Source organism: Hydrogenophaga sp., from assembly GCF_965657535.1.
Taxonomy (GTDB): Bacteria; Pseudomonadota; Gammaproteobacteria; order Burkholderiales; family Burkholderiaceae_C; genus Hydrogenophaga.
The window spans coordinates 313,901-336,266 of record NZ_CBFHOP010000003.1; the positions used below are offsets into that span (position 1 = coordinate 313,901).

Genomic DNA, 22,366 nt, shown 5'->3' on the forward strand with positions numbered 1-22,366 from the left:
CACCTGAGCCCTGCCGATGTCCTACATTCTTGACGCCCTCAAACGTGCCGACGCCGAACGCGAACGAGGTCACGTACCCGGCCTGCACACGCACAACGCGCCACCCAGTGCGGCCACGCAGGCGCGCATCAACAGGCCTGCCATGGCCAGGGTGCTGGCGGCGGTGGCCAGCGCGGTGGCTGTGGGCTTGGCTGTTTGGTGGTGGCACACCGCCCCGGAGGCATCCCCAGCGCAGCAGCAGGCCACGGGCACGGTGGCGAGCGCAGACGGGGCAGCGCCCATGCAAGCACCACCCACCGCCGACGTGGCACCCGCCAACGACCTTGTGAGCGCCGCGCCCGGTGTACCCACGCCCGCCAGCAAAGCGCCGCCTGCCGCGGTGCTGCCCTTGCTGGCACCGCCACCCCCGGCCCCTATCGCCGCCCCTCCCCGCGCAGAACCACCGCGCACAGACGCCAGCGCGCAGCAGCCCACGCCACCCCAAGCCGTTGCCAGCAACACGCCTGCTGCGGCCCCGGCGCCGGCGGCGGTGCGCAGTTTTGCCGAACTGCCGGCCGAAGCCCGTGCGCAATTGCCTGCAGTCAATGTCAGCGGCTCCACTTACTCGCAAAATCCCGCGCACCGCATGCTCATTGCCAACGGCAAGGTCGTGCAAGAAGGACAGGAAATAGCGCCCGGCCTGGTGCTGGAAACCATCGGGCCGCGCAGCGCCGTACTGAACCACCGGGGCATGCGCTACAGCATCGGCTATTGAACCCGGGTTGAGCCTGCGCAAGCCCAGCCCCCAACACAACGACCTCATGAACACCGAGCACACCCCATTGGTCGAGTCCGTTTTGCAGGCCGACCAGCTGTTTTTTGCATGGCCCAACCGCCCGCTGTTCAAAGCGCTGAGCTTCAGCATCCCGCCCGGCCTGAGCCTGATTCAGGGCGACGACGGTTGCGGCAAAAGCAGCCTGATCCGGCTGATGGCCGGCGATCTGGTGCCCGATTCAGGCAGCTTGAGCATCCACGGCACACGGCTGGACGAGCAGCACAGCGCCTACCGCCAACAGGTGTTCTGGATCGATCCCCAGACCGAAGCGCACGACGCCATCAGTGCTGCGGGCTATCTGGAGAGCCTGAGCCAGCACGACCCGCGCTTCAACAACGAGGCCCTGGCAGACCTGGTGGCCGGTTTCGCCCTGGAACCCCATTTGAAAAAGCCGATGTACATGCTCTCGGCCGGCAGCAAGCGCAAGGTGTGGCTGAGTGCGGCGTTTGCCGCAGGCACACCGCTGACCCTCATCGACCAGCCCTTTGCCGCGCTGGACGCCCCTTCCATGCGGTTTCTGACCGAGTTGCTGCAAGAAGCCGCCAGCCACCCGAGCCGCACTTGGGTCATCGCGGATTACGAAGCACCCGCCGGAGTGGCACTGGCCAGCGTCATCAAGCTCTGAGCGACCGAGCCATGCGAGCTGTTACCGTCCGCCCAGGCCCATGCCGCGCGAAATCACCTCCTTCATGATCTCGTTGGTGCCGCCGTAAATGCGTTGCACGCGTGCGTCGGCGTAGGCGCGTGTGATCGGGTATTCCCACATATAGCCATAGCCGCCGAACAGCTGCACGCACTCATCCATCACCTTGCACTGCAAATCAGAGCACCAGTACTTGGCCATGCTGGCGGTGGCCGTGTCGAGTTGGTCCACCGCTACGAGCTCGCAGCACTTGTCAACAAAAACACGCGCCACCTGCACCTCGGTCTGCATTTCGGCCAGCTTGTAGCGTGTGTTCTGGAACGCGGCCACGGTCTGGCCAAACACCTTGCGGTCTTTCACATAGGCCACCGTCCAGTCGATCGCGGCCTGCGCGGCCGACACCGCGCCGATGGCAATTTGCAGGCGCTCCCAGGGCAGCTGCTCCATCAGGCAAATGAAACCCTTGCCTTCAGTGCCCAGCAGGTTTTCAGCCGGCACCCGCACGTTGTCAAAAAACAGCTCGGACGTGTCTTGCGCCTTCATGCCCAGCTTCTTCAGGCGCTTGCCCTTCTCAAACCCCGGCATGCCGCGCTCGATCAGCAACAGGCTGGTGCCCTTGGCCCCGGCTGCCGGATCGGTCTTGGCGACCACGATGACCAGGTCGGCGTGCCAGCCGTTGGTGATGAAGGTCTTGCTGCCGTTGAGCAGGTAGCTGCCGTCAGCCTGTTTGATGGCGGTGGACTTGACGCCCTGCAGATCGCTGCCCGCGGCCGGCTCGCTCATGGCGATCGCGCCCACCATCTCGCCCGTGGCCAGTAGCGGCAGGTACTTTTGCTTCTGCGCTTCCGTGCCGTAGTGCAGGATGTACGGCGCCACGATCTCGCTGTGCAGCCCATAGCCAATGCCACTGAAGCCGCCGCGCGCCAACTCCTCCATCTGCACCACCGAATACAGCTTGTCGGCGTCAGAGCCGCCGTAGGCCTGGGGCATCGTCATACACAAAAAGCCGTTCTCGCCAGCCTTGCGCCACACGGCGCGGTCCACATAGCCTTGCTCTTCCCAGGCCTCATGAAACGGGGCAATTTCTTTGTCCATGAAGCGGCGAAAACTGTCGCGAAAAGCTTCGTGGTCGGCATTGAACAGGGTGCGGTCGATCATGTGTCACCTATCAGACTGGGTGGGTTGATTTTTACAAAGCAAACGCTTGGCAAAAGTCTATACTGATCCGATCGTTCCAGCCAGCGGGACAGTTCCCAAGGAGACAGCCATGAGTGAAGCCTATGTGTTCGACGCCATCCGCACACCGCGCGGCAAAGGCAAGAAGGACGGCAGCCTGCATGAGGTGAAGCCGGTCAACCTGCTGGCCGGCCTGCTGACCGAGCTGCAGCGCCGCAACGACTTGGACACCGCCGCAGTAGACGATGTGGTCATGGGTGTGGTCTCGCCCATCGGCGAACAGGGCTCAGTGCTGCCCAAGGTGGCCGCGCTGAAAGCGGGCTGGGACTGGCGCTGCTCGGGCGTGCAGATCAACCGCTTCTGCGCCTCAGGCTTGGAAGCGGTGAACATGGCCGCCATGAAGGTGAAGAGCGGGTGGGAAGACCTGGTGGTGGCCGGTGGCGTGGAAAGCATGAGCCGCGTGCCCATTGGCGCCGACGGCGGCGCCTGGGCGCAAGACCCGGAAACCAACAGCGCCACGCTGTTTGTGCCGCAGGGTATTGGCGCCGACCTGATCGCCACGATGCACGGCTTCACCCGGGCCGACGTGGACGCCTTTGCTCTTGAGTCGCAAAAGCGGGCCACCGCTGCGCGCGCCGCCGGACACTTTGACCGCTCGGTGGTGGCGGTGAAGGACGCGCTGGGCCAGACCATCCTGGCGCAAGACGAATTCATCAAACCCCACACCACGCTGGAAGGCCTGGGCGGGCTGAAAGCCGCCTTTGAGCAGCTCGGTGCCATGGGTTTCGACACCGTCGCCCTGCAGCGCTACCCACAGGTGGAACGCATCCACCATGTGCACCACGCGGGCAACTCGTCGGGCATTGTGGACGGCGCAGCCGCCATCCTGATCGGCTCTGAAGCCGCTGGCAAGACGCACGGCTTCACGCCGCGCGCCCGCATTGTTTCGGTGGCGCTTTCGGGCGCCGACCCGACCATCATGCTCACCGGCCCCATGCCCGCTGCGCGCAAGGCACTGGCCAAGGCGGGCCTCACCATCGACCAGATCGACCTGTTTGAAGTGAACGAGGCCTTTGCCGCCGTGCCCATGAAGTTCATGCAAGAAATGGGCGTGCCGCACGATAAGGTGAACGTGAACGGGGGGGCGATTGCGCTGGGGCATCCGCTGGGCGCGACCGGCGCCATGATTTTGAGCACGCTGATTGACGAGCTGCACCGCACGGGCAAGCGCTATGGCCTGGCAACCCTCTGCGTGGGTGGCGGCATGGGCATCGCCACGATTGTTGAGAGGGTCTGACGACCCTACCCCCGCGCTGCGCTTCGCGCGTCACCCCCTGTGAGGGGGCAACGCCAGTGGCCCAGCAAAGCCGGTTCCACGGCGTTCTCGACCAGACACTTCGCTCCACTGTTTTCTTTCGCCGGAGACAAGACATGATCACAAAAACCATCCGCTACGACCTCTACAACGGCATTGCCACGATCACCTTCGACGAGCAGGGTTCGCCGGTCAATACCATGTGCCTGCAGTGGCAGGACGACCTGGACGCCATCGCCGCCCAGGTGGTGAAGGACCACGCCCAGCTCAAGGGCATCGTGCTGGCCTCGGCGAAAAGTACTTTTTTCGCTGGCGCCGACTTGAAGGGTGTGATGCGCTCCACGGCAGCGGACGGCCCACGCGTATTTACCGAAATCGAGCGTATCAAACGCAACTTCCGCACCATCGAGACGCAAGGCTTGCCGGTGGTGAGCTGCCTCAACGGCGCGGCGCTCGGCGGCGGCTGGGAGGTGGCGCTGGTCGGCCACCACCGCATCGCGGTGAACAACCCCAAGGTGCAGTTCGGCTTGCCCGAGATCACCCTGGGACTGATTCCAGGCGGTGGTGGCATCACCAAGATGACCCGCGTTCTGGGCCTGATGGCGGCCCAGCCCTACATCCTGGAGAGCAAGCTCTTTGGCCCTGAAGAAGCGCTGAAGATCGGTGTGGTGCACGAGCTGGTGGCCACACCCGACGAACTGCTGCCCCGCGCCCTCGCCTTCATCGAAGCGGCCCAGGGCAAGCCCGAGGCCTGCCAGCATGTGTGGGACCGCAAAGACTACAAAATGCCCGGCGGCACACCGAGCAACCCCAAGATCGCTAATCTGCTCAGCGTGGCGCCGGCCGTGCTCAAGCAGAAGACGCGTGGGCTCTACCCCGCGCCTGAAGCCGCGCTGGCCGCCATGGTGGAAGGCGCCATGGTGGACTTCGACACCGCCATGCGCGTGGAAAGCCGTTACCTCGCCGGGCTCATGGTCAGCCCCGTGGCCAAAAACATGATCAACACCTTCTTCTTCAACATGAACGCCATCAAGGGCGGTCAGTCGAGGCCGAAGGATGTGCCGCGCTACCAGCCGAAGAAGGTGGGCGTGCTCGGCGCCGGCATGATGGGCTCGGGCATCGCCTACGCGCAAGCCACCAAGGGCATCGCCACCGTGCTCAAGGATGTGAGCCTGGAGGCCGCCGAAAAAGGCAAGGCCTACACCGCCAAGCTCACGCAAAAGCGCGTGGACAAAGGGCACATGGGTGCCGAGAAGCAACAAGGCATCCTGAACCTCATCACACCAACCGCCCACGCGCAAGACCTGGCGGGCTGCGACCTGATCATCGAAGCCGTGTTTGAAAACCGCGAGCTGAAGGCCCAGGTGACGCGGGAAGCCGAAGGCATGTTGGCCGAGGGCGGGTTCTTCGCCAGCAACACGTCCACCTTGCCCATCAGTGGTCTGGCGCAAGCCAGCGCCAAACCAGCCAAGTTCGTCGGCATCCACTTCTTCAGCCCGGTGGACAAGATGAAGCTGGTCGAAATCATCCGTGGCCAGGACACGGACGACGAGACCATTGCCCGTGCCTACGACTACGTCCAGGCGCTGGGCAAGCTGCCGATCGTGGTGAACGACTCGCGCGGTTTCTACACCAGCCGCACCTTTGGCACCTTTGTCATGGAAGGCGCAGCCATGCTGGGCGAAGGCATTCCGGCACCCGTGATCGAAAACGCTGCCATGCAAGTGGGGATGCCCGTGGGCCCGCTTGCCGTGCTGGACGAAACCGCGCTCTCACTTTCGGTGCATGTGCTCGACCAGACCCGCGCCGACCTTGCCGCCGAGGGCAAAGCCTACAGCGCCACACCGGGCGAGTTGCTGGTGGAGCGCATGGTGAAAGAACTCCAGCGCCCAGGCCGCGCCGCTGGCGGCGGCTTCTACGATTACCCCGCTGGACAGAAAAAGCATCTATGGCCCGAGCTGAAAAACCTGTTCGAAAAACCTGGCGTGGCCTGGGACCTACAGGCGGTAAAAGACCGCATCCTGTACCGGCAGGCCGTGGAAACCGCGCGCTGCCTGGCCGAGGGTGTGCTCACCAGCGTGCACGACGGCAACATTGGCTCCATCTTCGGCATCGGCTTCCCGGCCTGGACCGGTGGCGCCCTGCAGTTCATCTACGGCATGGGCATCGATGCGTTTGAGCAGCGCTGCGGCGAACTTGCCGCCCAGCACGGCCCGGGATTTGCGCTGAGCGCCGACGTGACGGCGGCCCTGCGCCAGCACCAGCCTGTTTACTGATGTCGATGAAGGCCCGTCTTTGAACCCCTCCAAACTGTCGCCTGGCGACCTGCTCGGTGCACTGGCGGTGGTGGTCATCTGGGGATTGAACTTCGTGGTCATGAAGGTGGGCCTGCAAGGGCTCGGGCCTATGCTGCTGGGTGCGCTGCGATTCGCGGCGGCGGCATTGCCCTTCTTGCTGTTTGTCCCGTTTCCCCGGCTGCCTTGGAGGTATGTTGCAGGCTACGGCCTGGCGCAGGGCTTGGGGCAGTTTGGTTTCCTTTTTCTGGGCCTCCAGATGGGGATGACGGTGGGCATGGCCTCCGTGGTGATGCAAACCCAGGCGTTCTTCACCCTGCTCCTGGCCGTGCCGCTGCTGGGCGAACGCGCTCGGCCCTCACAGTGGTGGGGCCTGGCGGTGGCGCTGACCGGGCTGCTGATGATCGCCAGCGCCAGCGGCGAAGGCGCCGGGCAGATGACACTAGCGGGCTTTTTGCTCACGCTGTCAGCCTCCTTCATGTGGGCGGTTTCCAACCTGATCGCCCGCCTGGCAAGCCGGGTCGCCGACTACAAGCCTTTCCCCTTCATCGTCTGGAGCAGCCTGTTCCCGGTGGTGCCCTTCCTGGCGCTGGCGGTGTGGACCGACGGCCCGTCGACCGTGTGGCGCCAGCTCACGGGCATGGATGGGCGCGCCTGGCTGGCGGTGCTGTTTCTGGCTTGGCTGGCAACGCTGCTGGCCTACAGCCTTTGGACCAGGCTGCTGAAGCGGCACCCGGCTGGCCGGGTGACCCCGTTTTCCCTGCTGGTCCCGGTTGTGGGCCTGTGGGCCGCCTGGATGTTTTCGGGTGAACTGCCGCAGCGCTGGCAGTGGGCCGGCACCGCAGCGGTGTTGCTGGGTCTGGTCATCAACCAGGCTGGCCCCTTGAGAGCACTGCTCAAAGACATGGTTGAACGTCGGCGCCCACGCGCCGATTGAAACCACCCACATCAACCGCAGCCCCCCATCAGGCCCGTGGCTCTTGGCCGCCCGCCCAGTTACCGCAGCAAAACGATGTTGCGGTAGCCCAGGCGGATCAGCCCCTGTGCCTGAAAGCGCTGCAGCTGCTGGTTGACGCGCTGGCGGGATGCGTTGGCAGCTTGCGCCAAGTCGGCCTGGCTCACCCGCAACTGCAGCCCGTCGGCCACCGCCACACTGTTGAACTTGGCGATGCGCTCCAGCGCAGCCCACACGCGCTGCTGCAGGCTGTGCATGCCCTGGTCGGCCAAGGTGTCAAACAACTGGTTGATCCGCAGACCCAGAATACGCAAAAGGTCGACCGCCACCGTGGCATCCCGGCTGATCAGGTCGACAAGTCCCGCACGCTCCACGTGCAGGACTTGGCTGGGGCCTGCAGAGACCAAGTCGGCTGGGTAGGTGGTTTCCGCAAACACCGAGCTCAGGCCCGATATCTCACCAGGCAGCATCCAGCGCAGCAATTGCTCCTCGCCTTCGGGGGTCGTGACGCTGACGCGCAAGCGCCCTTTGATGAGCAGCAACGCTGTGGCGGTCGATTGCCCCCGGCTGAGCAACACCTGCCCTTCGGTCCAATTTCGAAGCACGCCCACGCTTTTCAGGGCCTGGGTGGAGCGGGGTGTGAGCGCCGACTTTTCGGCCCACGCTTTCGTGAACAGATCGGCATCCACCGCCTTGAAAGCCGGAGCAACTGCCGGCGAGCGGCTTGGATTCAGAGAGCGAGCAGGCGGCAGGGGCATGGCTGGTCCGAAAGATCTGGAACGTAATTTTGAGTGCTTTCCCTTAAATTGTCACAACAGAAACAATTTGCTGGAAGGTTGCGGAATTTAATCCATTTCACAGAGCTTGACGCAGATCAAGCCACCACCACCAACGCATTGGAGACGACATGACGATTTCAACATTTGGATTCCTTCGCACCACGCTGGGCGCTGTTGCACTGACGTTGAGCGCCAGCGCCATGGCTCAAACCGAAACCTTGCGCATCCAGGACTACCCCGGCCTGGGCAACGTGATTGTTCGCATCGCGGCTGCCAACGGCTACTGCGAAAAGCACGGCCTCAAGTGCGAACTGAAAACCATTCCTTCCGGCCCACTGGGCGTTCAGACCCTGATGGCAGGCGACATTGACATTGCGTTTGGCCCTGCCGAGGTGGTGATCCAGGCAGCCAACAAGGGCGCCGATCTGAAGATCATTGGCAACGCGGCGCGCGACAACATCTTCTTTTTGATGGCCGGTGTCCACACCGAAACGCCCAACGCCGCCAAAGGCTACCCCGCTGTGATGGCCGACCTGAAGGGCAAAAAAATAGGCGTGACAGCCCGCGGCTCCGGCGCTGAATTCCAGTTGCTCGACATGCTCAAAGGCGCAGGCCTCTCGGGCAACGACGTCACCATCGTGCCGGTGGGCGCACCCAACACCGCCTTGCCCGCCATCGCCAACAAACAGATTGACGCGGTGATGCTGTTCGCCCCGATGGACGGCTTCTGCGCGGCCATGAAGGTGTGCCGTGTGATCGTGGATCCACGCAAAGGCGAAGGTCCCGACGCGATCACCAACCTCAACGGCGCCTCCGGCCCAATGACGGTGCGCGGCGACTTTGCACAAAAGAAAGGCTCCACGCTCGACGCGTTTGCCAAAGCCATGCGCGAGGCGGAAACCTTCGCCCAGAACCCGGCCAACTTTGCCGCCGTGCTCAAGGTCGTCAACGACACCTTCAAGATCGACGGCCCTGCCGGGGCTGCAGCCATTGAAGCCTCGTTGCGCAATTCGATCAGCGGCGTGCGTTTCTCACTGGACACCAAGGCCCTGCAGCACGCTGCAGATTACCTGCACAACACCAAGCAGATCGACAAGAACTTCGACACCAGCAAGGTATTGCAACTGCGCTGACCGCTCAACACACAGCCACAACGAACGACTGCATGAGCGGAGCACCTGAATTGAGCGCAACCTCCCTGGCCATCGCTGCCGACGGCGTGCACCTGAGCTTTGATGGCACCAATCAGGTGCTGTCAGATGTCTCACTGCACGTTCGCCAAGGCGAGTTTGTTTCTTTGGTCGGTCCCAGCGGCTGTGGCAAAACCACGCTGCTGAACCTGGCTGCTGGCCTCGTGCCGCACACGGGCAAGGGTTCCCTGCAAGTGGGTGGCCAGGCGCCGCGCCAGGGCAATCCTCAGGTGGGCTACATGCTGGCTCGCGACAGCCTGCTGCCCTGGAAGACGGCACTGGGCAACGCCATGTTTGGCATGGAAGTGCGCGGCGTGCCACGTGCCCAGGCTGAGGAACGCGCCCGCAGCATGTTGCAGGAAGTGGGGCTGGCCGGTTTCGAGAAAGCCTTGCCCAAGGCCTTGTCGCATGGCATGCGCCAGCGCGTGGCCCTGGCGCGCACCTTTGCCATGGGCTCGCCACTGCTGCTCATGGATGAGCCCTTTGGCGCGCTCGATGCACAGACCAAGCTGCAGCTCGAAGACCTGCTGCTGAGGCTGTGCCAACAGCACCAGCAGTCGGTGCTGTTCGTCACGCACGACCTATCGGAAGCCGTGGCCGTGTCAGACCGGGTGGTGGTCATGACCTCGCGTCCAGGCCGCATCGTGGCAGACATCGCCATCGACCTGCCCCGCCCGCGTTCGATCCGCGAACTGCAAAAAGACCCGCACTTCCATGAGCTGTATGCGCAGCTCTGGTCCCACCTGGAATCTGGCTGGAGCAAACATGAAGGCTGAAACCGTGCGCTGGGGCGCAGCCCACATAGTGTTCATTGCCGCGCTGATGGCGCTGGGCGAATGGTTCACCGTCAAGGGCTGGCTCAACCCCACTTTTGTCGGCCAACCCAGCGGGGTGCTCAAGTTTCTGTGGGAGAACATCGCCACCGGCAAGCTCTGGACCGACATGGGCTGGACGATGGCCGGCACGCTGATTTCGTTCGTCCTGGGCAGCACCGCGGCCATGGCCGTGGGCTTGCTTTTCGTGGCCTTCCCGCAGGTCGAAAAGTTTCTCGATCCTTACCTGAACGCCATGAACGTGATGCCCCGCATCGCACTGGCACCGCTGTTCATTTTGTGGTTTGGCCTGGGTCTGGGCTCCAAGATCGCAGTGGGTTGCAGCCTCACGTTCTTCATCGTGCTCTCCAGCACGGTGGCCGGCATTCGCGGCGTGAGCCAAGACCATGTGACGCTGTGCAAGACGCTGGGAGCCAGCGCCGTGACCACGTTCTTCCAGGTCACGCTGCCTGGCGCAGTGCCGGTCATTTTTTCGGGTCTGCGCCTGGGCCTGATCTACGCCTTGCTGGGTGTGATCGGGGCCGAAATCATTGCGTCGGAAAAGGGCCTCGGCCAGTCACTGGCCTACCTGGGCTCCACCTTTGAAGTCAATGGCGTGATGGCGCTGTTGCTGGTGCTGGCCCTGCTGGGTGTGGCGGTGGTGCGCACCATGACCTGGATCGAGAAACGTTTGCTGCACTGGCAGTAAGCCAGGCTGATTTCACACATCAAGGAGATACAAGCATGAACTTCCGGCACATCCAGGTCGACCCCATGACGCCCACCATCGGCGGCATGATCAGCGGTGTTGACTTGAACAACACCCGCTCAGAAGACGTCTACGAAGAAATCAAGCAAGCGCTGTGGCAGTACGGCGTGGTGTTCTTCCGCAAGCAGGCCCTGAAGCCCGAAGCCTACATCCGCCTGGGCCGGAATTTTGGCGAGATGGAGCAACACGAGTTCTTCCCGCACATAGAGGGCCACCCTCAGATCCAGCTGATCTCGAACCAGGGCAACGATGCCCCGGAAACCGATCGCTGGCACACCGACGTGACCTTCCGCAAGAAGCCCAACATGGTGTCCATCTTGCGTATCACCGACCTGCCCCCCTCGGGCGGTGACACCATGTGGATGCATGCCGGCGCAGCCTATGACGCGCTGAACCCCGGTTTGCAGCAGATGCTGGAAGGCTTGCAGGCCGACCACGACCTGCCCTGGCATTTCCGTCGGATCAACGCGAGCGAGCGCTTTGCCAAGCGTGCGACGGCCAAGAGCGGCATGCTGGTCACGGCCAGCGAGCAAGAGTGCAAGATGATTGAAAACACGCCCACGGTGACGCACCCGGCCGTGATCACGCACCCCTACACCGGTCGCAAGATTTTGTTTGTCAACTCGATCTGGACCAAGCGCCTGCTGGGCATGCACATGGACCTGTCGGAAGCCGTGTTGAGCATGCTCTACGAGTGGGTCAAAAAGCCCGAATTCATGGTGCGCTTCCGCTGGGAAAAAGATTCCATCGCCATGTGGGACAACTGCGCCACGCAGCATTACGCCGTGTTCGACTACGCGCCGCACTACCGTGCGGGCCAGCGCATGACCTGCGGCAGTTTTGTGCCCACGCTGAACCCCGGCGCCAGCGCGCCCGCAGCCAACAGTCAGCCTTCGGTGATGCGCCAGCTGCTCGACACCACCCGCATGCAAGCGGCCAACCCCCGTGAGCAGCAGGCTGTGGAAGCCATCTTCAGCGCCCTGGAAGGCGTGGACCTGAACGCGGTGGCCACAGCAGCCCAGCGCGGCTGAACCCGAGCCGCACCACCCCATGAGCTCCATCCGATCCACCGATCTGGCCGACCACGACCTGGCCGCCTTGCAGGAGGCCCGGGACTTGCTGGGCCATGCCCGTCAGGCCGCGGCCATGCTCGCAGGCTGGACACCCGAAGAAGCCAAGCGTGTGGCCAAACAGGTGGCCGCCGCCTTGCTGCCGCGTGCCGCGTTTTATGCCGAGTGGGCCGTGCGCGAAAGTCGCATTGGCAAAGTGGCAGACAAGATTGCCAAAAACCAGCTCGCCTGCACGCTCACCCCCAGCGCCTGGGACAACGTGGCCTTGGGCGGCGTGCGCCGCAACGACGCCTTGCGCCTGGTTGAGATTGGCCGCCCTGCCGGTGTGGTGGTCGGTTTGTCCAACTCCACCTCACCCGTGGCCACCATCATTTTCAAGACCATCATGTGTCTGATGACCCGCAACGCGCTGGTCATTTCGCCACACCCGGTGGCGCTGGGCTGCTGTAGCGAAGTGGTGCGCGAGCTGCAAGCGGCGATTGTGCAAGCCGGCGGCCCGGCCCACACACTTCAAATTTTGACCCGCCCCACGGTGGAGGCCACCAGCGCACTCATGCGAGACCCGCGTACCGACGTGATTCTGGCCACCGGCGGTACACCCATGGTGCGTGCGGCCTACAGCTCGGGCAACCCCGCCATTGGCGTGGGTTCGGGCAATGTGCCGATTTACGTGGATGCCAATGCCGACCTGGAGGCCGCTGCACCGCTCATCGTCACCGCCAAAAACTTCGACCACGGCAGCCCCTGTTCGGCCCCCTCGGTGTTGATGCTGCACGCCAGCATTGCGCCACAGATGCAGCAAGCCCTGGCGCGCCAGGGCGCACACATCTGCACCGAGCAAGAGGCCCTGCAGATCCAGCAATACGCCTTTCCGGGCGGCAAGTTCAACGGCAAGGTGGTGGGCCGCCCCGCCCACGAAATTGCGCAGGCCGCCGGTGTGCAGGTGCCCACCGATTGCGAGGCATTGGTCTGCCCGGTTACGAGCCCGCACGCTGGCCACGTGCTGCTGCGCGAAAAACTCTCACCCATCCTGGCCTGCGTGGTCGTGGACGACGTCAAGCAGGCCATTGGCGTCGCCCAGTGGATGCTGCAACACAGCGGTGCGGGGCACACCTCGGGCATCCATTCGGCATCGCCCGAACAAGCGGTGTACTGGGGCGCGGCACTTGACTACTACCGCGTCGTCGTCAATGGCAGCACCGTGCACGACAGCACCGGCGCCAACACCGGCCTGCCCTACACCTTCACCATCGGCACGGGTTACGCGGGCAAAAGCTCGGTGGACGGCAACGTCGGGCCAGAGCTGCTGGTGAACTGGAAGCGGGTGGCGTTTCCACTGCCCGGGGGCTGGGCCGGCGCCATGACCACAGTGGCCGCACCGCCCTCTTCCACCACTGTCCCGCTCACCAACCTCACGCCTGAGCTCCAGGCCATGGTCCTGCGCATCGTGCAGGAAGAACTCGAACACCTTCGCTGAGAACACGCCATGTCCACCTTGCGCAGCTACATTTTTCTGGACCGCTTGCAGCCACAACTCATGTGCCTGCTGGGCTCCACCGCACGCGGTTTTCTGCCCCGACACAACGACGCCGCCATGGTGATCGAAGTGGCACCCGGCATGGACATCGAATGGCTGACCGATATCGCGCTCAAGCACGACAACGTCAAGCCCGGCAACCTGGTGGTGGAGCGCCAGTTTGGTTACCTGGAGTTCCATGGCCAGTCGGCGTCGTCGGTCAAGTCGGCTGGCGCTGCCGTGCTCGACGCCATGGGCGTGAGCGAAAAAAACGTGCTCAAGCCCGAAATCCTGGCGTCCAAGGTGATCGACCGGGTTGACGGTTACCACGCGTTTTTGATCAACCGCAGCAAGTCCGGCAGCATGTTGTTGCCCGGCGAGTCGCTCTACATCATGGAGATGACCACCTCTTCCTACGCGCTGCTGGTGGCCAACGAGGCTGAAAAGTCGGCGAACGTGAAGCTGATTGATTGCCGCTTCATGGGGCCTGCGGGGCGGCTGTATTTATCCGGCAACGCGTCGGACGTGCGGGCTGCTGCTGCCGTGGCCGAGGCGGTGATCCGCGATGCTGGGGGTGCCGCATGAGCACCGAGGCCCTGCGTGCGCAGATTCGGGCACAGCTGCGCACTGCGTTGAGCACACCACCAGGCACGCCCGCCGCCGACCACATGGTGGCCACCCTGATGCGGCGCTTTGAAGCCGGTTACGAAGCCGCGAGCGCCGAGGCCATCGTGGCCTGCTTTGCGTCCGATGTGGTGTGGAGTCTGCCCGACGCCCGCGTCCTGCGCGGACGCGAGGCCTGCCAGGCATTTTTGCAAGAACGCTTTGCCAGCTCTGGCAGCCCGAAATTTTCTGATTCGCACATGCAGGTGCTGGGCCAGACGGTGGTGCAGACCTACCAGGTCAGCGTGCCGCTGCCCGGTGGCCAAATGGGCACATTTGACGGCACCGACGTCTACCAGATCCGCGATGGCCTGATTGCCCGCAAAGACGCGTACTGGAAGCAAGTTGGTGCGCCCAGGCTTGCACCCCCAGCAACCGCCCACCCAGCGGCGGCTGGCGTGGTGGTGCCCTTGCGCGTGGGCACGGCGGAGCACGCGGCTGCGCTGACCGAGTTGTTCAAACGCCTGGCCGCCAGCCCGGCTTTGCTGCAAGCGGCGCAAACCGGTTTGCTGCGCTTCGACTTGCGGGTGGACGAAGCGGCCGTGAAGACCGTGGCTGCCACTGGCGCGTCGGCCATGGCCGCCACCACCGCCATCGACCCGGCTGCCTGCTGCCCTTCATGCAAAGAAGGCAAGGCCTGCGACTGCAACGACACGCACGGTGATGGACACCCGCAGCAAGTGGCCGGGGCCGTGCTGGAGCTCAAAGGCGTGATCGGCGAAAAATTGCTCAAGACGCTGGACGCCGGTGTGAAAACCGTGCGCATACACCCCAAGGCGGTCTTGACCCCCTTGGGCAAAGAAGCCCTGCGCAAGCGCGGCATCACCATTGACCGAGGAGCTGCACCATGAAAACAGGAACCGTCATTGGCCGCATTGTGGCCAGCAAACGCCTGCCCGAGTTGCCCGCTGGCGCGTTGCTGGAAGTGCAACTGGACTACCCCAAAGACGTGGTCGTGTGCTACGACCCGATGGGCTGCGGCATTGGCGAGCGCGTGATGATCACCATCGGCGCGCCGGCAGCCTGGTGGTTCGCGCCGGCCCACCCGCGCGTGGTAGCCGACGCGCTGATCATCGCCTCGCTCGACGGTTACGACACCCCCACGCCCATGCGCTGACCGGCCACAACACACACAACACACACGCAAGCCTTTCCCTCACCTTTTCCTCGTCCCTTTTCTTCCACCTGTTCCTTTTCAACCCTCAAGGAGACTCATATGTCACAAGCCATCGGAATGATCGAAACCAAAGGTTATGTTGCTGCTTTCGCTGCTGCGGATGCGATGGTCAAAGCCGCCAACGTCAACATCGTTGGCAAAAAAGAAGTCGGTGGTGGTCTCGTTGCCATCATCGTCTCGGGCGACGTAGGTGCCGTGAAAGCTGCCACCGAAGCTGGCGCAGAAGCCGCTGGCGCCATTGGTGAAGTGGTGTCCTGCCACGTCATTCCGCGTCCGCACGCCGACGTGCAAAAAGCCTTTGACGGCAACTGACCCGCGAACCTCCACAAGGAAGCTGCATGGCCACAAGCAAAAAAGCCGCTGCACCCGCCAAACCGGCGGCCGAGCTTCGGGTCTACCTGACGCTCACCGACCTGCAACGCCAGTTTTCGTCGTGGATGAGTTCGCCCCTGGGCGCTCGCGGCTACGTGGCGATGCAAGGCACCCATTCGCTGCTGGTGGAAATCGCCCCCGGTCTGTCCATCCAGCGGGTGATTGACCTGGCGCTGAAGGCCGAACCCAGCCTGGAACCCGGCATCCTCGCTGTCGAGCGGCAGTTTGGCGTGCTGGAATTGCACAGCAACGATGGAGCGGCCCTGGAGCGTGCGGGCCAGGTCATCCTGGACTGGATGGGCGCCAAGGCCGAAGACCAATTGCGCCCTCAACTGCTTTACAGCGACATTCTGGAAGACGTGACCGATCAGCACGCCGTGCTGATGAACCGGACGCGCCAGGCCAGCATGGTGCTGCCCGGGCAAAACCTCTTGCTCATGGAAGTGGCCCCGGCCTTGTTTGGCGCCCACATGGCCAACGAAGCCGAGAAAATTGCACCCGACGTAACGCTGGTCGAGTGCAGCATGATCGGTGCCAGCGGCCGTATGTACCTCAGCGGCAGCATGGCTTCCTTGACCATGGCCAAAAACCACGTCGAGAAGCTGCTGGCCGGTATCCCAGGCCGCTGACACGGCCTTACAACGCCACCGGGTGCGGCCTGCGGGGGCGCCCGGTGGCGTTGTCCGGGTGGCACAGCACTGAACCGATGCGACAGCCAACCGTCCAGGGCCCCCTGGGCCTTCCCGCACAATCTGCTGCTTCAACAGTTTGTCTGCACGGGAAACCACCATGAAACGACTCGACGGAAAAATCAGCCTCATCACCGGCGCAGCGCAGGGCATTGGCCTGGCCACCGCCCTCAAATTTGCCCGCGAAGGCGCCGTCGTCATCGTCTGTGACGTGAAGCAAGCGGCCGTAGACGAGGCCGTGAAGCAATGCGAAGAATTCGGGGCACAGGCGCAGGGGTTTGTGATGGATGTGACGCAGCGCGAGATGGTCGACGCCGTGGTGGCGCAGGTGCTGGAGCGCTTCGGCCGCATCGACGTGCTGGTCAACAACGCGGGCATCACCCAAGACGCGCGCCTGCAAAAAATGACCCTGGAGCAGTTTGACCGGGTGATTGATGTCAACCTGCGCGGCGTGTTCCACTGCGCCCAGGCCGTAGCCGACTGCATGACCGCGCAAGGTGCCGGCGTGATCCTGAACGCGTCCAGCGTGGTCGGCATCTACGGCAATTTTGGCCAAACCAACTACGCGGCCACCAAGTTCGGCGTGATTGGCTTCACCAAAACCTGGAGCCGCGAGCTCGGCCCCAAGGGCGTGCGCGTGAACGCTGTGGCGCCTGGCTTCATCGCCACGCCCATCCTCAGCACCATCCCTGAAAAGGTCATCAGCGAGATGGAGCACCGCGTGCCGCTGCGCCGCCTGGGCCAGCCCGAAGAGATTGCCAACGTCTACGCCTTTCTAGCCAGCGACGAGGCCAGCTACATCAACGGCGCGGTGATTGAAGTGTCGGGCGGCATGTCGGTTTAGTGGTCCGGCGTCGAAAAACAGGTGCACGCTGTGGGGCCGTGCTTTCGGTGATGGGAACAACCGCCTGGTGACTTGGCCGTCGATAATCCCCCCATGCTCAAACCGCCTCAGGCCACCGCCCCCATGGCCCCCAACCAACCCCACTCAAAAACCGACCTTTTTCTCTCATTTACCTGGCTGGCGCTGCAAGGCTTTGGTGGGGTGCTGGCGGTGGTGCAGCGTGAGCTGGTGGAAAAAAAGCGCTGGATGACGCGCGAACAGTTCATTGAAGACTGGGCCGTGGCCCAGATCATGCCGGGCCCAAACGTGGTCAATCTGTCGCTGATGATCGGCGGGCGCTACTTTGGGCTGCCGGGCGCACTGGTGGCGCTAGCGGGTATGCTGGCCGCGCCGCTGGTGGTGGTGCTGGTGCTTGCGGCCCTTTATGGCAGCGTGGCCGAGACTGCGGCGGCGCAAAACGCACTGCGCGGCATGGGCGCCGTGGCGGCGGGCCTGATCACGGCCACCGGCATCAAGCTCATCGGGGCACTGGACAAAAACGCCATGGGCATGGGCCTGTGCACCGTGTTGGCAGCACTCACGTTTGTGGCCATCGCGCTGCTGCGCTGGCCCCTGCTGTGGGTGTTGCTGGGCATTGGCGGGGGCGCTTGCCTGTGGGCCTACCGGGTGCTGGGGGCCGTGCATATCCACAGGGCAAACCGACCATGAGCATGGCGCCCACACTGGCCAACTGGGTGGAGCTGTTCGGCCATTTCGCCTCGCTGTCGTTGCTGGCCGTGGGCGGTGCCATCACCACCGCGCCCGACATGCACCGCTACCTGGTGCACCAAAACGGCTGGCTGAGCGACGACCAGTTCAGCTCTTCCATCGCCCTGTCCCAAGCCGCACCGGGGCCCAATGTGCTGTTCGTGGCCCTGCTGGGGTGGAATGTGGGACTCAACGCGGGCGGGGGCCCGGGCGGAGGTGCTGTGGCCTGGGCACTGGCGCTGTTGGGCGTGCTGGTGACCATGGTGGCCATCATGCTGCCGTCTTCGGTGTTGACTTACACCGCCACACGCTGGGCTCACCGCAACCGCGACGTGCGCGCCGTGCGTGCCTTCAAAACCGGCATGGCGCCCATCGTCATCGCATTGCTGATCGCCACCGGCTGGCTGCTGACCGGCTCACACGACCACCCCGCCCGAGACTGGCCGCTGTGGCTGCTCACCGCTGTGGCCACGCTGCTGGTGTGGCGTACCCAAGTTCACTTGCTGTGGCTAATTGGAGCAGGTGGTTTGCTGGGGGCTCTGGGCTGGGTTTGAGCCACCCCAAAGCAGGGGGCACGGATGGGTTACACAGCCCGCGTGCAACCGGCGGGCCAGATCAGCGCGGGTTTTCAAAAAACACCGCGTTGGTGTAATCGCTGATCTCGAAATACACCTTCTTTTCACCGGGGTCGGACACCATGTTCAGGTTTTCGTCCAGCACGCCATAGCCAAACCGGTAAGCACGGGGCTTGCCGTCGTCGGTGCCCAGCGCGGTGCTGATCTTGTCAATCTTCAGGAAGCGACGGACCAGTTTGTCACCGGCATACACCTCCAGCACGCCGTTGGCACCGGTCCAATTTTGAATTTCGCGGCCCAGCTTGTTTTGCTGTTCTTGGGTGCAAGCGGCCAGCAATGCAGTGATCAGTCCAAGCGCCAGCAAGCGCATCCAGGAATGTTGCATGGTTCTCATCCGGTAAAGCATGCCAGGCTCAGGTGCGCTGGCGGAGCGCTTCGTAAAGGCACACCCCGCTGGCCACCGACACGTTCAGGCTCTCCACCGCGCCGTGCATCGGAATGCTCACCAGCTCGTCGCAGGTTTTGCGGGTGAGCTGGCGCATGCCCTCGCCCTCGGCACCCAGCACCAGGGCGGTGGGGCCTTTCAGCTCCACCTGGTACAGCGTCTTGGGTGCATCGTCGCTGGTACCAATGATCCAGATGTTGCGTTCCTTGAGCTCGTTCAGGGTGCGCGCCAGGTTGGTCACCATGAAGTACGGCATGGTCTCTGCCGCACCACTGGCCACCTTGGCCACGGTGGCGTTGATGCCGGCCGCGTGGTCTTTGGGTGCGATCACAGCGTGAGCACCCGCGCCATCGGCCACACGCAAACAGGCGCCGAGGTTGTGCGGATCGGTGATCCCGTCAAGCACCAAGAGCAACGGCACCGTGCCCTCGGCTTCCAGTTTTTCCAGCAACTCATCCAGCGAATGGACCTGAGCCAGCGCCTCCACACGCGCGGCCACACCTTGGTGGCCGTGGCTGCCAGCGAGCTTGGCCAGGCGCAGGCCGTCGGCCTCGATCAGCCGCACCCCGGCCTCGCGGGCACGGTCCAGAAACTGGCGCATGCGCATGTCGCGCCGCGTCGGTTCGTAATAAATTTCAACGACGGAATTGGGTGCGGTTTTGAGACGCACACCCACGGCGTGAAAGCCGAAAAGCACTTTGTGTGAAGACATGGGGCGATTATCGCCGCCCCAGTGCAGCAAGCCGTTCAGTCCACCACGGCTTCGGCTAGCACCTGCCCAGCTTCGATCGTGATGCGGTGCTCGCAGCGCTGAGCAATGGCGCGGTCATGCGTCACCAGCACCAGTGTGGTGCCCAGTTCGCGGTTGAGCTCAAACATCAACTCCATGATCTTGCCGCCGGTGGCAAAGTCCAGGCTACCGGTGGGTTCGTCGGCCAGCAACACGGCGGGCTTCACCACAAAAGCCCGGGCCAGCGCCACACGCTGCTGTTCCCCGCCCGAAAGCACCTTGGGGTAGCTTCCCAGCCGCTCGCCCAAGCCCACGCGCTGCAGCATCGCCGCAGCGGTGGCGCGTGCGTCGCGCCGTCCCGCCAGTTCCAGCGGCAGCATCACGTTTTCCAGGGCGGTCAAATTGCCCAGCAGCTGAAAGCTCTGAAACACAAACCCGACTTTTTGCGCCCGCAGCGCGGCACGCTGGTCTTCGTTCATGGCAAACAAATCGACACCATCAATGTGAACTGTGCCGCTGCTGGGCGTGTCCAAACCCGCAATGATGGACAGCAACGTGCTCTTGCCGGAACCGGACGCGCCCACAATGGCGGCGGTTTCCCCTTTGTTCAGGGAGAAGTCAATATCGCGCAAAATCGTCAAGGACCCCGTGGAGTCGGTCACCGACTTGAACACGTGCTGTACAGCAATCATCACATCGGGCATGGAAGGACTTTTCAAGTTGAATCGACGTCACTTTAACGCGCTGGCCCTGCTGGCCTCCTCAATGGGGTTTTCAGGCACCGCCCTGGCGCAGTCTGCGGCACAGCCGGCGGGCGCCAAATCGCCTTCCGACCCCCTCGTTCTCGTGGTCGGTGATTCGCTCAGCGCCGAATACGGACTCAAGCGCGGCACCGGCTGGGTCGCCCTGCTGGAACAGCAACTGGGCAAAGAAAAAGTGCGTGCACAGATCGTCAACGCCAGCATCAGCGGCGACACCACCTCGGGTGGGCGCTCCCGCTTGCCCGCCCTTTTGAAACAACACAAACCCGCCGTGGTGGTGATTGAGCTGGGCGGTAACGACGCTTTGCGCGGACTGCCACTGAGCATGACGCGTGACAACCTGGCCCACATGGCCCGTATCTCGCGCGAGGCGGGTGCACGCGTGCTGTTGCTGGGCATGGAAATGCCGCCCAACTACGGCGCCAAATACGGCCAGGAATTCCGGGAGGTTTTCTCAGGCGTTGCACAGACCGAAAAAGCCGCGCTGGTGCCCTTTTTCCTGAAAGGCGTGGGTGACCTGAAAGACCCGACCCAGCTGTTTCAGGCTGACCGCATCCACCCCAACGAAGCCGCGCAACCCATCATGCGCGACAACGTGTGGCCAGCGCTGCGCAAACTGCTGCCCCGGTGATCCCCCTGTATTGTCCTGACACCGGGGGCGGCTGGGCTGACGGTCAGCCGCGATAATCCAGCATGCCCGTTCAAACACTGCCCGCCTGCGACGCCCTGACGCGCCTCGCCGATTTCGACACCATCATCGACGCCCGGACCGAAGACGAATACGCCCTCGACCACGTGCCCGGCGCCATCAACTGGCCCACGCTGGACAACGCAGAGCGCATCACCATCGGGACGATGTACAAGCAGGTCAACGCCTTTGAGGCCAAGAAACGCGGCGCAGCGCTGTCGGCGCGTAACATTGCTGCCCACATTGAGCGCGATGTGCTCGATAAACCCCGCCAGTGGAAGCCGCTGGTGTATTGCTGGCGTGGAGGCAATCGCAGCGGCGCGCTGGCCACCATTCTGGGTGCCATCGGCTTTCATGTGACCCTGATCGAAGGTGGCTACAAGGCCTGGCGCGCTGCGCTGGTAGACGACATTCCCCGCCTGGCCCAGCGCCTGCACTACCGCGTGGTGTGTGGCCCCACCGGCAGCGGCAAAACGCGTCTGCTGCACGCTCTGGCCACCCAGGGCGCCCAGGTGCTCGACCTGGAAGCCCTGGCCAACCACCGCAGCTCGGTGCTGGGCCACATCCCAGGCGTGGAGCAACCCAGCCAGAAACGTTTTGACAGCCTGATCTGGGACGCACTGCGGCAGTTGGACCCAGCGCGCCCGGTGTACGTGGAGAGTGAAAGCAAAAAGGTGGGCAATGTGCGCGTGCCGGACGCGCTGATCGACGCCATGCGCCAAAGCCCTTGCATCGACTTGCAATTGTCAGACGCCGAGCGCGTGGCGCTGCTGCTGGAAGACTACGATTTTTTTGTGACGGACAGTGAACACTTTTGCCGCCGCCTGGAAGCCCTGACCGAGCTGCGCGGCAAGGCGGTGGTGGGCGGCTGGATAGACCGGGTGCAACAGGGGCAGACGCCCGATGTGGTGCTGGAACTGCTGACCCAGCACTACGACCCGATGTACGCGCAATCGATCGAGCGCAATTTCAGCCAGTTCGGGCAAGCTCTACCATGCCAATTGCCCAACCGCTCCCCCCAATCACTGGCAGAAGCTGCGCGCCAGCTCATGGCTAGCGAGGCCGTGGCGACAACCGCGTAGGGACCTGTCGCTGTACCGTCGGCCAACTCAGCAGGCTCAAGCGGGGTGGGAGGGCCCCTCACCACTGGCGGCTGCGGCGTCGTTGGTGTCAGCGTCATCGGCCGGCTGGCCTTCAGGCGCATCGGGATCGTCGTAACGCTTGCCGGCAGCCTTCGCCTTCAGTTTCTCCTCTTTCTTCTTTTTCTTGGCGAGTTCGCGCTGGCGTTTTTCGTATCCGTAATTGGGAGTGGCCAAAGCAGTCTTTCTTGTCGGTGGTTAAG

At 63.5% G+C, this 22,366-nt stretch carries 26 protein-coding genes; 20 read left to right on the forward strand and 6 right to left on the reverse strand.

The features are described 5' to 3' along the window. The first annotated feature begins 16 nt into the window (after nucleotides 1–16). Together ACTG4K_RS06730 and ACTG4K_RS06735 are read left to right on the forward strand one after the other, a co-directional pair. A complete protein-coding gene (locus ACTG4K_RS06730) occupies nucleotides 17–754 on the forward strand; it encodes a general secretion pathway protein GspB (protein ID WP_439113416.1) in 738 nt (245 codons plus the stop codon). Between the two features lie 46 nt (nucleotides 755–800). Continuing rightward, entirely contained in the window at nucleotides 801–1,439 is a 639-nt protein-coding gene (locus ACTG4K_RS06735) for an ABC transporter ATP-binding protein (RefSeq protein ID WP_439113417.1), read from the forward strand. A 21-nt stretch (nucleotides 1,440–1,460) separates the two neighbouring features. On the opposite strand, the gene ACTG4K_RS06740 is transcribed toward ACTG4K_RS06735, so the two are convergent. Continuing rightward, nucleotides 1,461–2,615, reverse strand: a complete 1,155-nt coding sequence (locus ACTG4K_RS06740) for an acyl-CoA dehydrogenase family protein (RefSeq protein WP_439113418.1) — start codon at nucleotides 2,613–2,615, stop codon at nucleotides 1,461–1,463. 109 nt (nucleotides 2,616–2,724) lie between these two features. Between ACTG4K_RS06740 and ACTG4K_RS06745 the strand changes: the two genes are divergently transcribed. From ACTG4K_RS06745 to ACTG4K_RS06755, 3 genes are all read left to right on the forward strand, one after another. Then, the gene (locus ACTG4K_RS06745; RefSeq protein WP_439113419.1) at nucleotides 2,725–3,930 is read left to right on the forward strand and encodes an acetyl-CoA C-acetyltransferase; all 1,206 of its coding nucleotides are present in this window, start codon (nucleotides 2,725–2,727) and stop codon (nucleotides 3,928–3,930) included. Between the two features lie 134 nt (nucleotides 3,931–4,064). Beyond that, a complete protein-coding gene (locus tag ACTG4K_RS06750; RefSeq protein WP_439113420.1) occupies nucleotides 4,065–6,224 on the forward strand; it encodes a 3-hydroxyacyl-CoA dehydrogenase NAD-binding domain-containing protein in 2,160 nt (719 codons plus the stop codon). Between the two features lie 34 nt (nucleotides 6,225–6,258). Continuing rightward, the gene (locus tag ACTG4K_RS06755) at nucleotides 6,259–7,179 is read left to right on the forward strand and encodes an EamA family transporter (RefSeq protein WP_439113587.1); all 921 of its coding nucleotides are present in this window, start codon (nucleotides 6,259–6,261) and stop codon (nucleotides 7,177–7,179) included. 59 nt (nucleotides 7,180–7,238) lie between these two features. Here the strand turns inward: ACTG4K_RS06755 and ACTG4K_RS06760 are convergent, their stop codons facing one another. Beyond that, entirely contained in the window at nucleotides 7,239–7,955 is a 717-nt protein-coding gene (locus ACTG4K_RS06760; RefSeq protein WP_439113421.1) for a Crp/Fnr family transcriptional regulator, read from the reverse strand. 149 nt (nucleotides 7,956–8,104) lie between these two features. On the opposite strand from ACTG4K_RS06760, the gene ACTG4K_RS06765 reads away from it, so the two are divergent. The 13 genes from ACTG4K_RS06765 (at nucleotide 8,105) to ACTG4K_RS06825 (ending at nucleotide 18,379) form a co-directional block, all read left to right on the forward strand. Continuing rightward, on the forward strand, nucleotides 8,105–9,109 hold the full coding sequence (locus ACTG4K_RS06765; protein ID WP_439113422.1) for an ABC transporter substrate-binding protein: 1,005 nt from the start codon (nucleotides 8,105–8,107) through the stop codon (nucleotides 9,107–9,109). A gap of 50 nt (nucleotides 9,110–9,159) precedes the next feature. Further along, nucleotides 9,160–9,942 carry an ABC transporter ATP-binding protein gene (locus ACTG4K_RS06770; RefSeq protein WP_439113423.1) on the forward strand — a complete coding sequence of 261 codons (783 nt, stop codon included), beginning with the start codon at nucleotides 9,160–9,162 and terminating at the stop codon, nucleotides 9,940–9,942. After that, entirely contained in the window at nucleotides 9,932–10,687 is a 756-nt protein-coding gene (locus ACTG4K_RS06775; protein ID WP_439113424.1) for an ABC transporter permease, read from the forward strand. The genes ACTG4K_RS06770 and ACTG4K_RS06775 overlap by 11 nt, the downstream gene beginning before the upstream one ends. 35 nt (nucleotides 10,688–10,722) lie before the next feature. Further along, nucleotides 10,723–11,778: a TauD/TfdA dioxygenase family protein gene (locus ACTG4K_RS06780; RefSeq protein ID WP_439113425.1), complete on the forward strand. Its 1,056-nt coding sequence runs from the start codon at nucleotides 10,723–10,725 to the stop codon at nucleotides 11,776–11,778. A gap of 19 nt (nucleotides 11,779–11,797) precedes the next feature. Continuing rightward, a complete protein-coding gene (locus ACTG4K_RS06785; RefSeq protein WP_439113426.1) occupies nucleotides 11,798–13,294 on the forward strand; it encodes an aldehyde dehydrogenase family protein in 1,497 nt (498 codons plus the stop codon). 9 nt (nucleotides 13,295–13,303) lie between these two features. Further along, a complete protein-coding gene (locus tag ACTG4K_RS06790; protein ID WP_439113427.1) occupies nucleotides 13,304–13,918 on the forward strand; it encodes a BMC domain-containing protein in 615 nt (204 codons plus the stop codon). After that, complete coding sequence (locus ACTG4K_RS06795; RefSeq protein ID WP_439113428.1) at nucleotides 13,915–14,847, forward strand: nuclear transport factor 2 family protein; 933 nt, start codon at nucleotides 13,915–13,917, stop codon at nucleotides 14,845–14,847. The genes ACTG4K_RS06790 and ACTG4K_RS06795 overlap by 4 nt, the downstream gene beginning before the upstream one ends. Continuing rightward, nucleotides 14,844–15,113 carry a EutN/CcmL family microcompartment protein gene (locus tag ACTG4K_RS06800; protein ID WP_439113429.1) on the forward strand — a complete coding sequence of 90 codons (270 nt, stop codon included), beginning with the start codon at nucleotides 14,844–14,846 and terminating at the stop codon, nucleotides 15,111–15,113. The genes ACTG4K_RS06795 and ACTG4K_RS06800 overlap by 4 nt, the downstream gene beginning before the upstream one ends. Before the next feature lie 99 nt (nucleotides 15,114–15,212). Further along, nucleotides 15,213–15,485, forward strand: coding sequence for a BMC domain-containing protein (locus ACTG4K_RS06805; protein WP_053168996.1), 273 nt, complete (start codon nucleotides 15,213–15,215; stop codon nucleotides 15,483–15,485). Between the two features lie 26 nt (nucleotides 15,486–15,511). Beyond that, on the forward strand, nucleotides 15,512–16,174 hold the full coding sequence (locus ACTG4K_RS06810; RefSeq protein ID WP_439113430.1) for a microcompartment protein: 663 nt from the start codon (nucleotides 15,512–15,514) through the stop codon (nucleotides 16,172–16,174). 160 nt (nucleotides 16,175–16,334) lie between these two features. After that, the gene (fabG, locus tag ACTG4K_RS06815) at nucleotides 16,335–17,078 is read left to right on the forward strand and encodes a 3-oxoacyl-ACP reductase FabG (RefSeq protein WP_439113431.1); all 744 of its coding nucleotides are present in this window, start codon (nucleotides 16,335–16,337) and stop codon (nucleotides 17,076–17,078) included. A gap of 93 nt (nucleotides 17,079–17,171) precedes the next feature. Then, a complete protein-coding gene (locus ACTG4K_RS06820) occupies nucleotides 17,172–17,786 on the forward strand; it encodes a chromate transporter (RefSeq protein ID WP_439113432.1) in 615 nt (204 codons plus the stop codon). Then, nucleotides 17,783–18,379 carry a chromate transporter gene (locus ACTG4K_RS06825; RefSeq protein ID WP_439113433.1) on the forward strand — a complete coding sequence of 199 codons (597 nt, stop codon included), beginning with the start codon at nucleotides 17,783–17,785 and terminating at the stop codon, nucleotides 18,377–18,379. Before ACTG4K_RS06820 ends, ACTG4K_RS06825 begins: the two co-directional genes overlap by 4 nt. A 61-nt stretch (nucleotides 18,380–18,440) precedes the next feature. Here ACTG4K_RS06825 and ACTG4K_RS06830 read toward each other — a convergent pair whose 3' ends face one another. The 3 genes from ACTG4K_RS06830 to ACTG4K_RS06840 are packed head-to-tail and all read right to left on the reverse strand — an operon-like array spanning nucleotide 18,441 to nucleotide 20,279. After that, a complete protein-coding gene (locus tag ACTG4K_RS06830; RefSeq protein ID WP_439113434.1) occupies nucleotides 18,441–18,785 on the reverse strand; it encodes a hypothetical protein in 345 nt (114 codons plus the stop codon). 28 nt (nucleotides 18,786–18,813) lie between these two features. After that, nucleotides 18,814–19,557, reverse strand: a complete 744-nt coding sequence (rlmB, locus tag ACTG4K_RS06835) for a 23S rRNA (guanosine(2251)-2'-O)-methyltransferase RlmB (protein WP_439113435.1) — start codon at nucleotides 19,555–19,557, stop codon at nucleotides 18,814–18,816. Between the two features lie 35 nt (nucleotides 19,558–19,592). Continuing rightward, nucleotides 19,593–20,279 carry an ABC transporter ATP-binding protein gene (locus ACTG4K_RS06840; protein WP_439113436.1) on the reverse strand — a complete coding sequence of 229 codons (687 nt, stop codon included), beginning with the start codon at nucleotides 20,277–20,279 and terminating at the stop codon, nucleotides 19,593–19,595. Between the two features lie 61 nt (nucleotides 20,280–20,340). Between ACTG4K_RS06840 and ACTG4K_RS06845 the strand changes: the two genes are divergently transcribed. Together ACTG4K_RS06845 and mnmH are read left to right on the forward strand one after the other, a co-directional pair. Next, a complete protein-coding gene (locus tag ACTG4K_RS06845) occupies nucleotides 20,341–20,967 on the forward strand; it encodes an arylesterase (RefSeq protein ID WP_439113588.1) in 627 nt (208 codons plus the stop codon). Between the two features lie 62 nt (nucleotides 20,968–21,029). Next, on the forward strand, nucleotides 21,030–22,106 hold the full coding sequence (gene mnmH / locus ACTG4K_RS06850; RefSeq protein ID WP_439113437.1) for a tRNA 2-selenouridine(34) synthase MnmH: 1,077 nt from the start codon (nucleotides 21,030–21,032) through the stop codon (nucleotides 22,104–22,106). 36 nt (nucleotides 22,107–22,142) lie between these two features. Here the strand turns inward: mnmH and ACTG4K_RS06855 are convergent, their stop codons facing one another. Then, nucleotides 22,143–22,340 carry a hypothetical protein gene (locus tag ACTG4K_RS06855; RefSeq protein WP_439113438.1) on the reverse strand — a complete coding sequence of 66 codons (198 nt, stop codon included), beginning with the start codon at nucleotides 22,338–22,340 and terminating at the stop codon, nucleotides 22,143–22,145. Nucleotides 22,341–22,366: the final 26 nt, after the last annotated feature.

Coding starts and splice junctions, on each gene's coding strand:
- ACTG4K_RS06790 (WP_439113427.1), top strand. CDS start 13,304: ATGTCCACCTTGCGCAGCTACATTTTTCTGGACCGCTTGCAGCCACAA.
- ACTG4K_RS06820 (WP_439113432.1), top strand. CDS start 17,172: ATGCTCAAACCGCCTCAGGCCACCGCCCCCATGGCCCCCAACCAACCC.
- ACTG4K_RS06750 (WP_439113420.1), top strand. CDS start 4,065: ATGATCACAAAAACCATCCGCTACGACCTCTACAACGGCATTGCCACG.
- ACTG4K_RS06825 (WP_439113433.1), top strand. CDS start 17,783: ATGAGCATGGCGCCCACACTGGCCAACTGGGTGGAGCTGTTCGGCCAT.
- ACTG4K_RS06730 (WP_439113416.1), top strand. CDS start 17: ATGTCCTACATTCTTGACGCCCTCAAACGTGCCGACGCCGAACGCGAA.
- ACTG4K_RS06810 (WP_439113430.1), top strand. CDS start 15,512: ATGGCCACAAGCAAAAAAGCCGCTGCACCCGCCAAACCGGCGGCCGAG.
- ACTG4K_RS06845 (WP_439113588.1), top strand. CDS start 20,341: ATGGGGTTTTCAGGCACCGCCCTGGCGCAGTCTGCGGCACAGCCGGCG.
- ACTG4K_RS06785 (WP_439113426.1), top strand. CDS start 11,798: ATGAGCTCCATCCGATCCACCGATCTGGCCGACCACGACCTGGCCGCC.
- ACTG4K_RS06765 (WP_439113422.1), top strand. CDS start 8,105: ATGACGATTTCAACATTTGGATTCCTTCGCACCACGCTGGGCGCTGTT.
- ACTG4K_RS06780 (WP_439113425.1), top strand. CDS start 10,723: ATGAACTTCCGGCACATCCAGGTCGACCCCATGACGCCCACCATCGGC.
- ACTG4K_RS06775 (WP_439113424.1), top strand. CDS start 9,932: ATGAAGGCTGAAACCGTGCGCTGGGGCGCAGCCCACATAGTGTTCATT.
- rlmB (WP_439113435.1), bottom strand. CDS start 19,557: ATGTCTTCACACAAAGTGCTTTTCGGCTTTCACGCCGTGGGTGTGCGT.
- fabG (WP_439113431.1), top strand. CDS start 16,335: ATGAAACGACTCGACGGAAAAATCAGCCTCATCACCGGCGCAGCGCAG.
- ACTG4K_RS06830 (WP_439113434.1), bottom strand. CDS start 18,785: ATGCAACATTCCTGGATGCGCTTGCTGGCGCTTGGACTGATCACTGCA.
- ACTG4K_RS06840 (WP_439113436.1), bottom strand. CDS start 20,279: ATGCCCGATGTGATGATTGCTGTACAGCACGTGTTCAAGTCGGTGACC.
- ACTG4K_RS06795 (WP_439113428.1), top strand. CDS start 13,915: ATGAGCACCGAGGCCCTGCGTGCGCAGATTCGGGCACAGCTGCGCACT.
- ACTG4K_RS06760 (WP_439113421.1), bottom strand. CDS start 7,955: ATGCCCCTGCCGCCTGCTCGCTCTCTGAATCCAAGCCGCTCGCCGGCA.
- mnmH (WP_439113437.1), top strand. CDS start 21,030: ATGCCCGTTCAAACACTGCCCGCCTGCGACGCCCTGACGCGCCTCGCC.
- ACTG4K_RS06805 (WP_053168996.1), top strand. CDS start 15,213: ATGTCACAAGCCATCGGAATGATCGAAACCAAAGGTTATGTTGCTGCT.
- ACTG4K_RS06740 (WP_439113418.1), bottom strand. CDS start 2,615: ATGATCGACCGCACCCTGTTCAATGCCGACCACGAAGCTTTTCGCGAC.
- ACTG4K_RS06735 (WP_439113417.1), top strand. CDS start 801: ATGAACACCGAGCACACCCCATTGGTCGAGTCCGTTTTGCAGGCCGAC.
- ACTG4K_RS06745 (WP_439113419.1), top strand. CDS start 2,725: ATGAGTGAAGCCTATGTGTTCGACGCCATCCGCACACCGCGCGGCAAA.
- ACTG4K_RS06800 (WP_439113429.1), top strand. CDS start 14,844: ATGAAAACAGGAACCGTCATTGGCCGCATTGTGGCCAGCAAACGCCTG.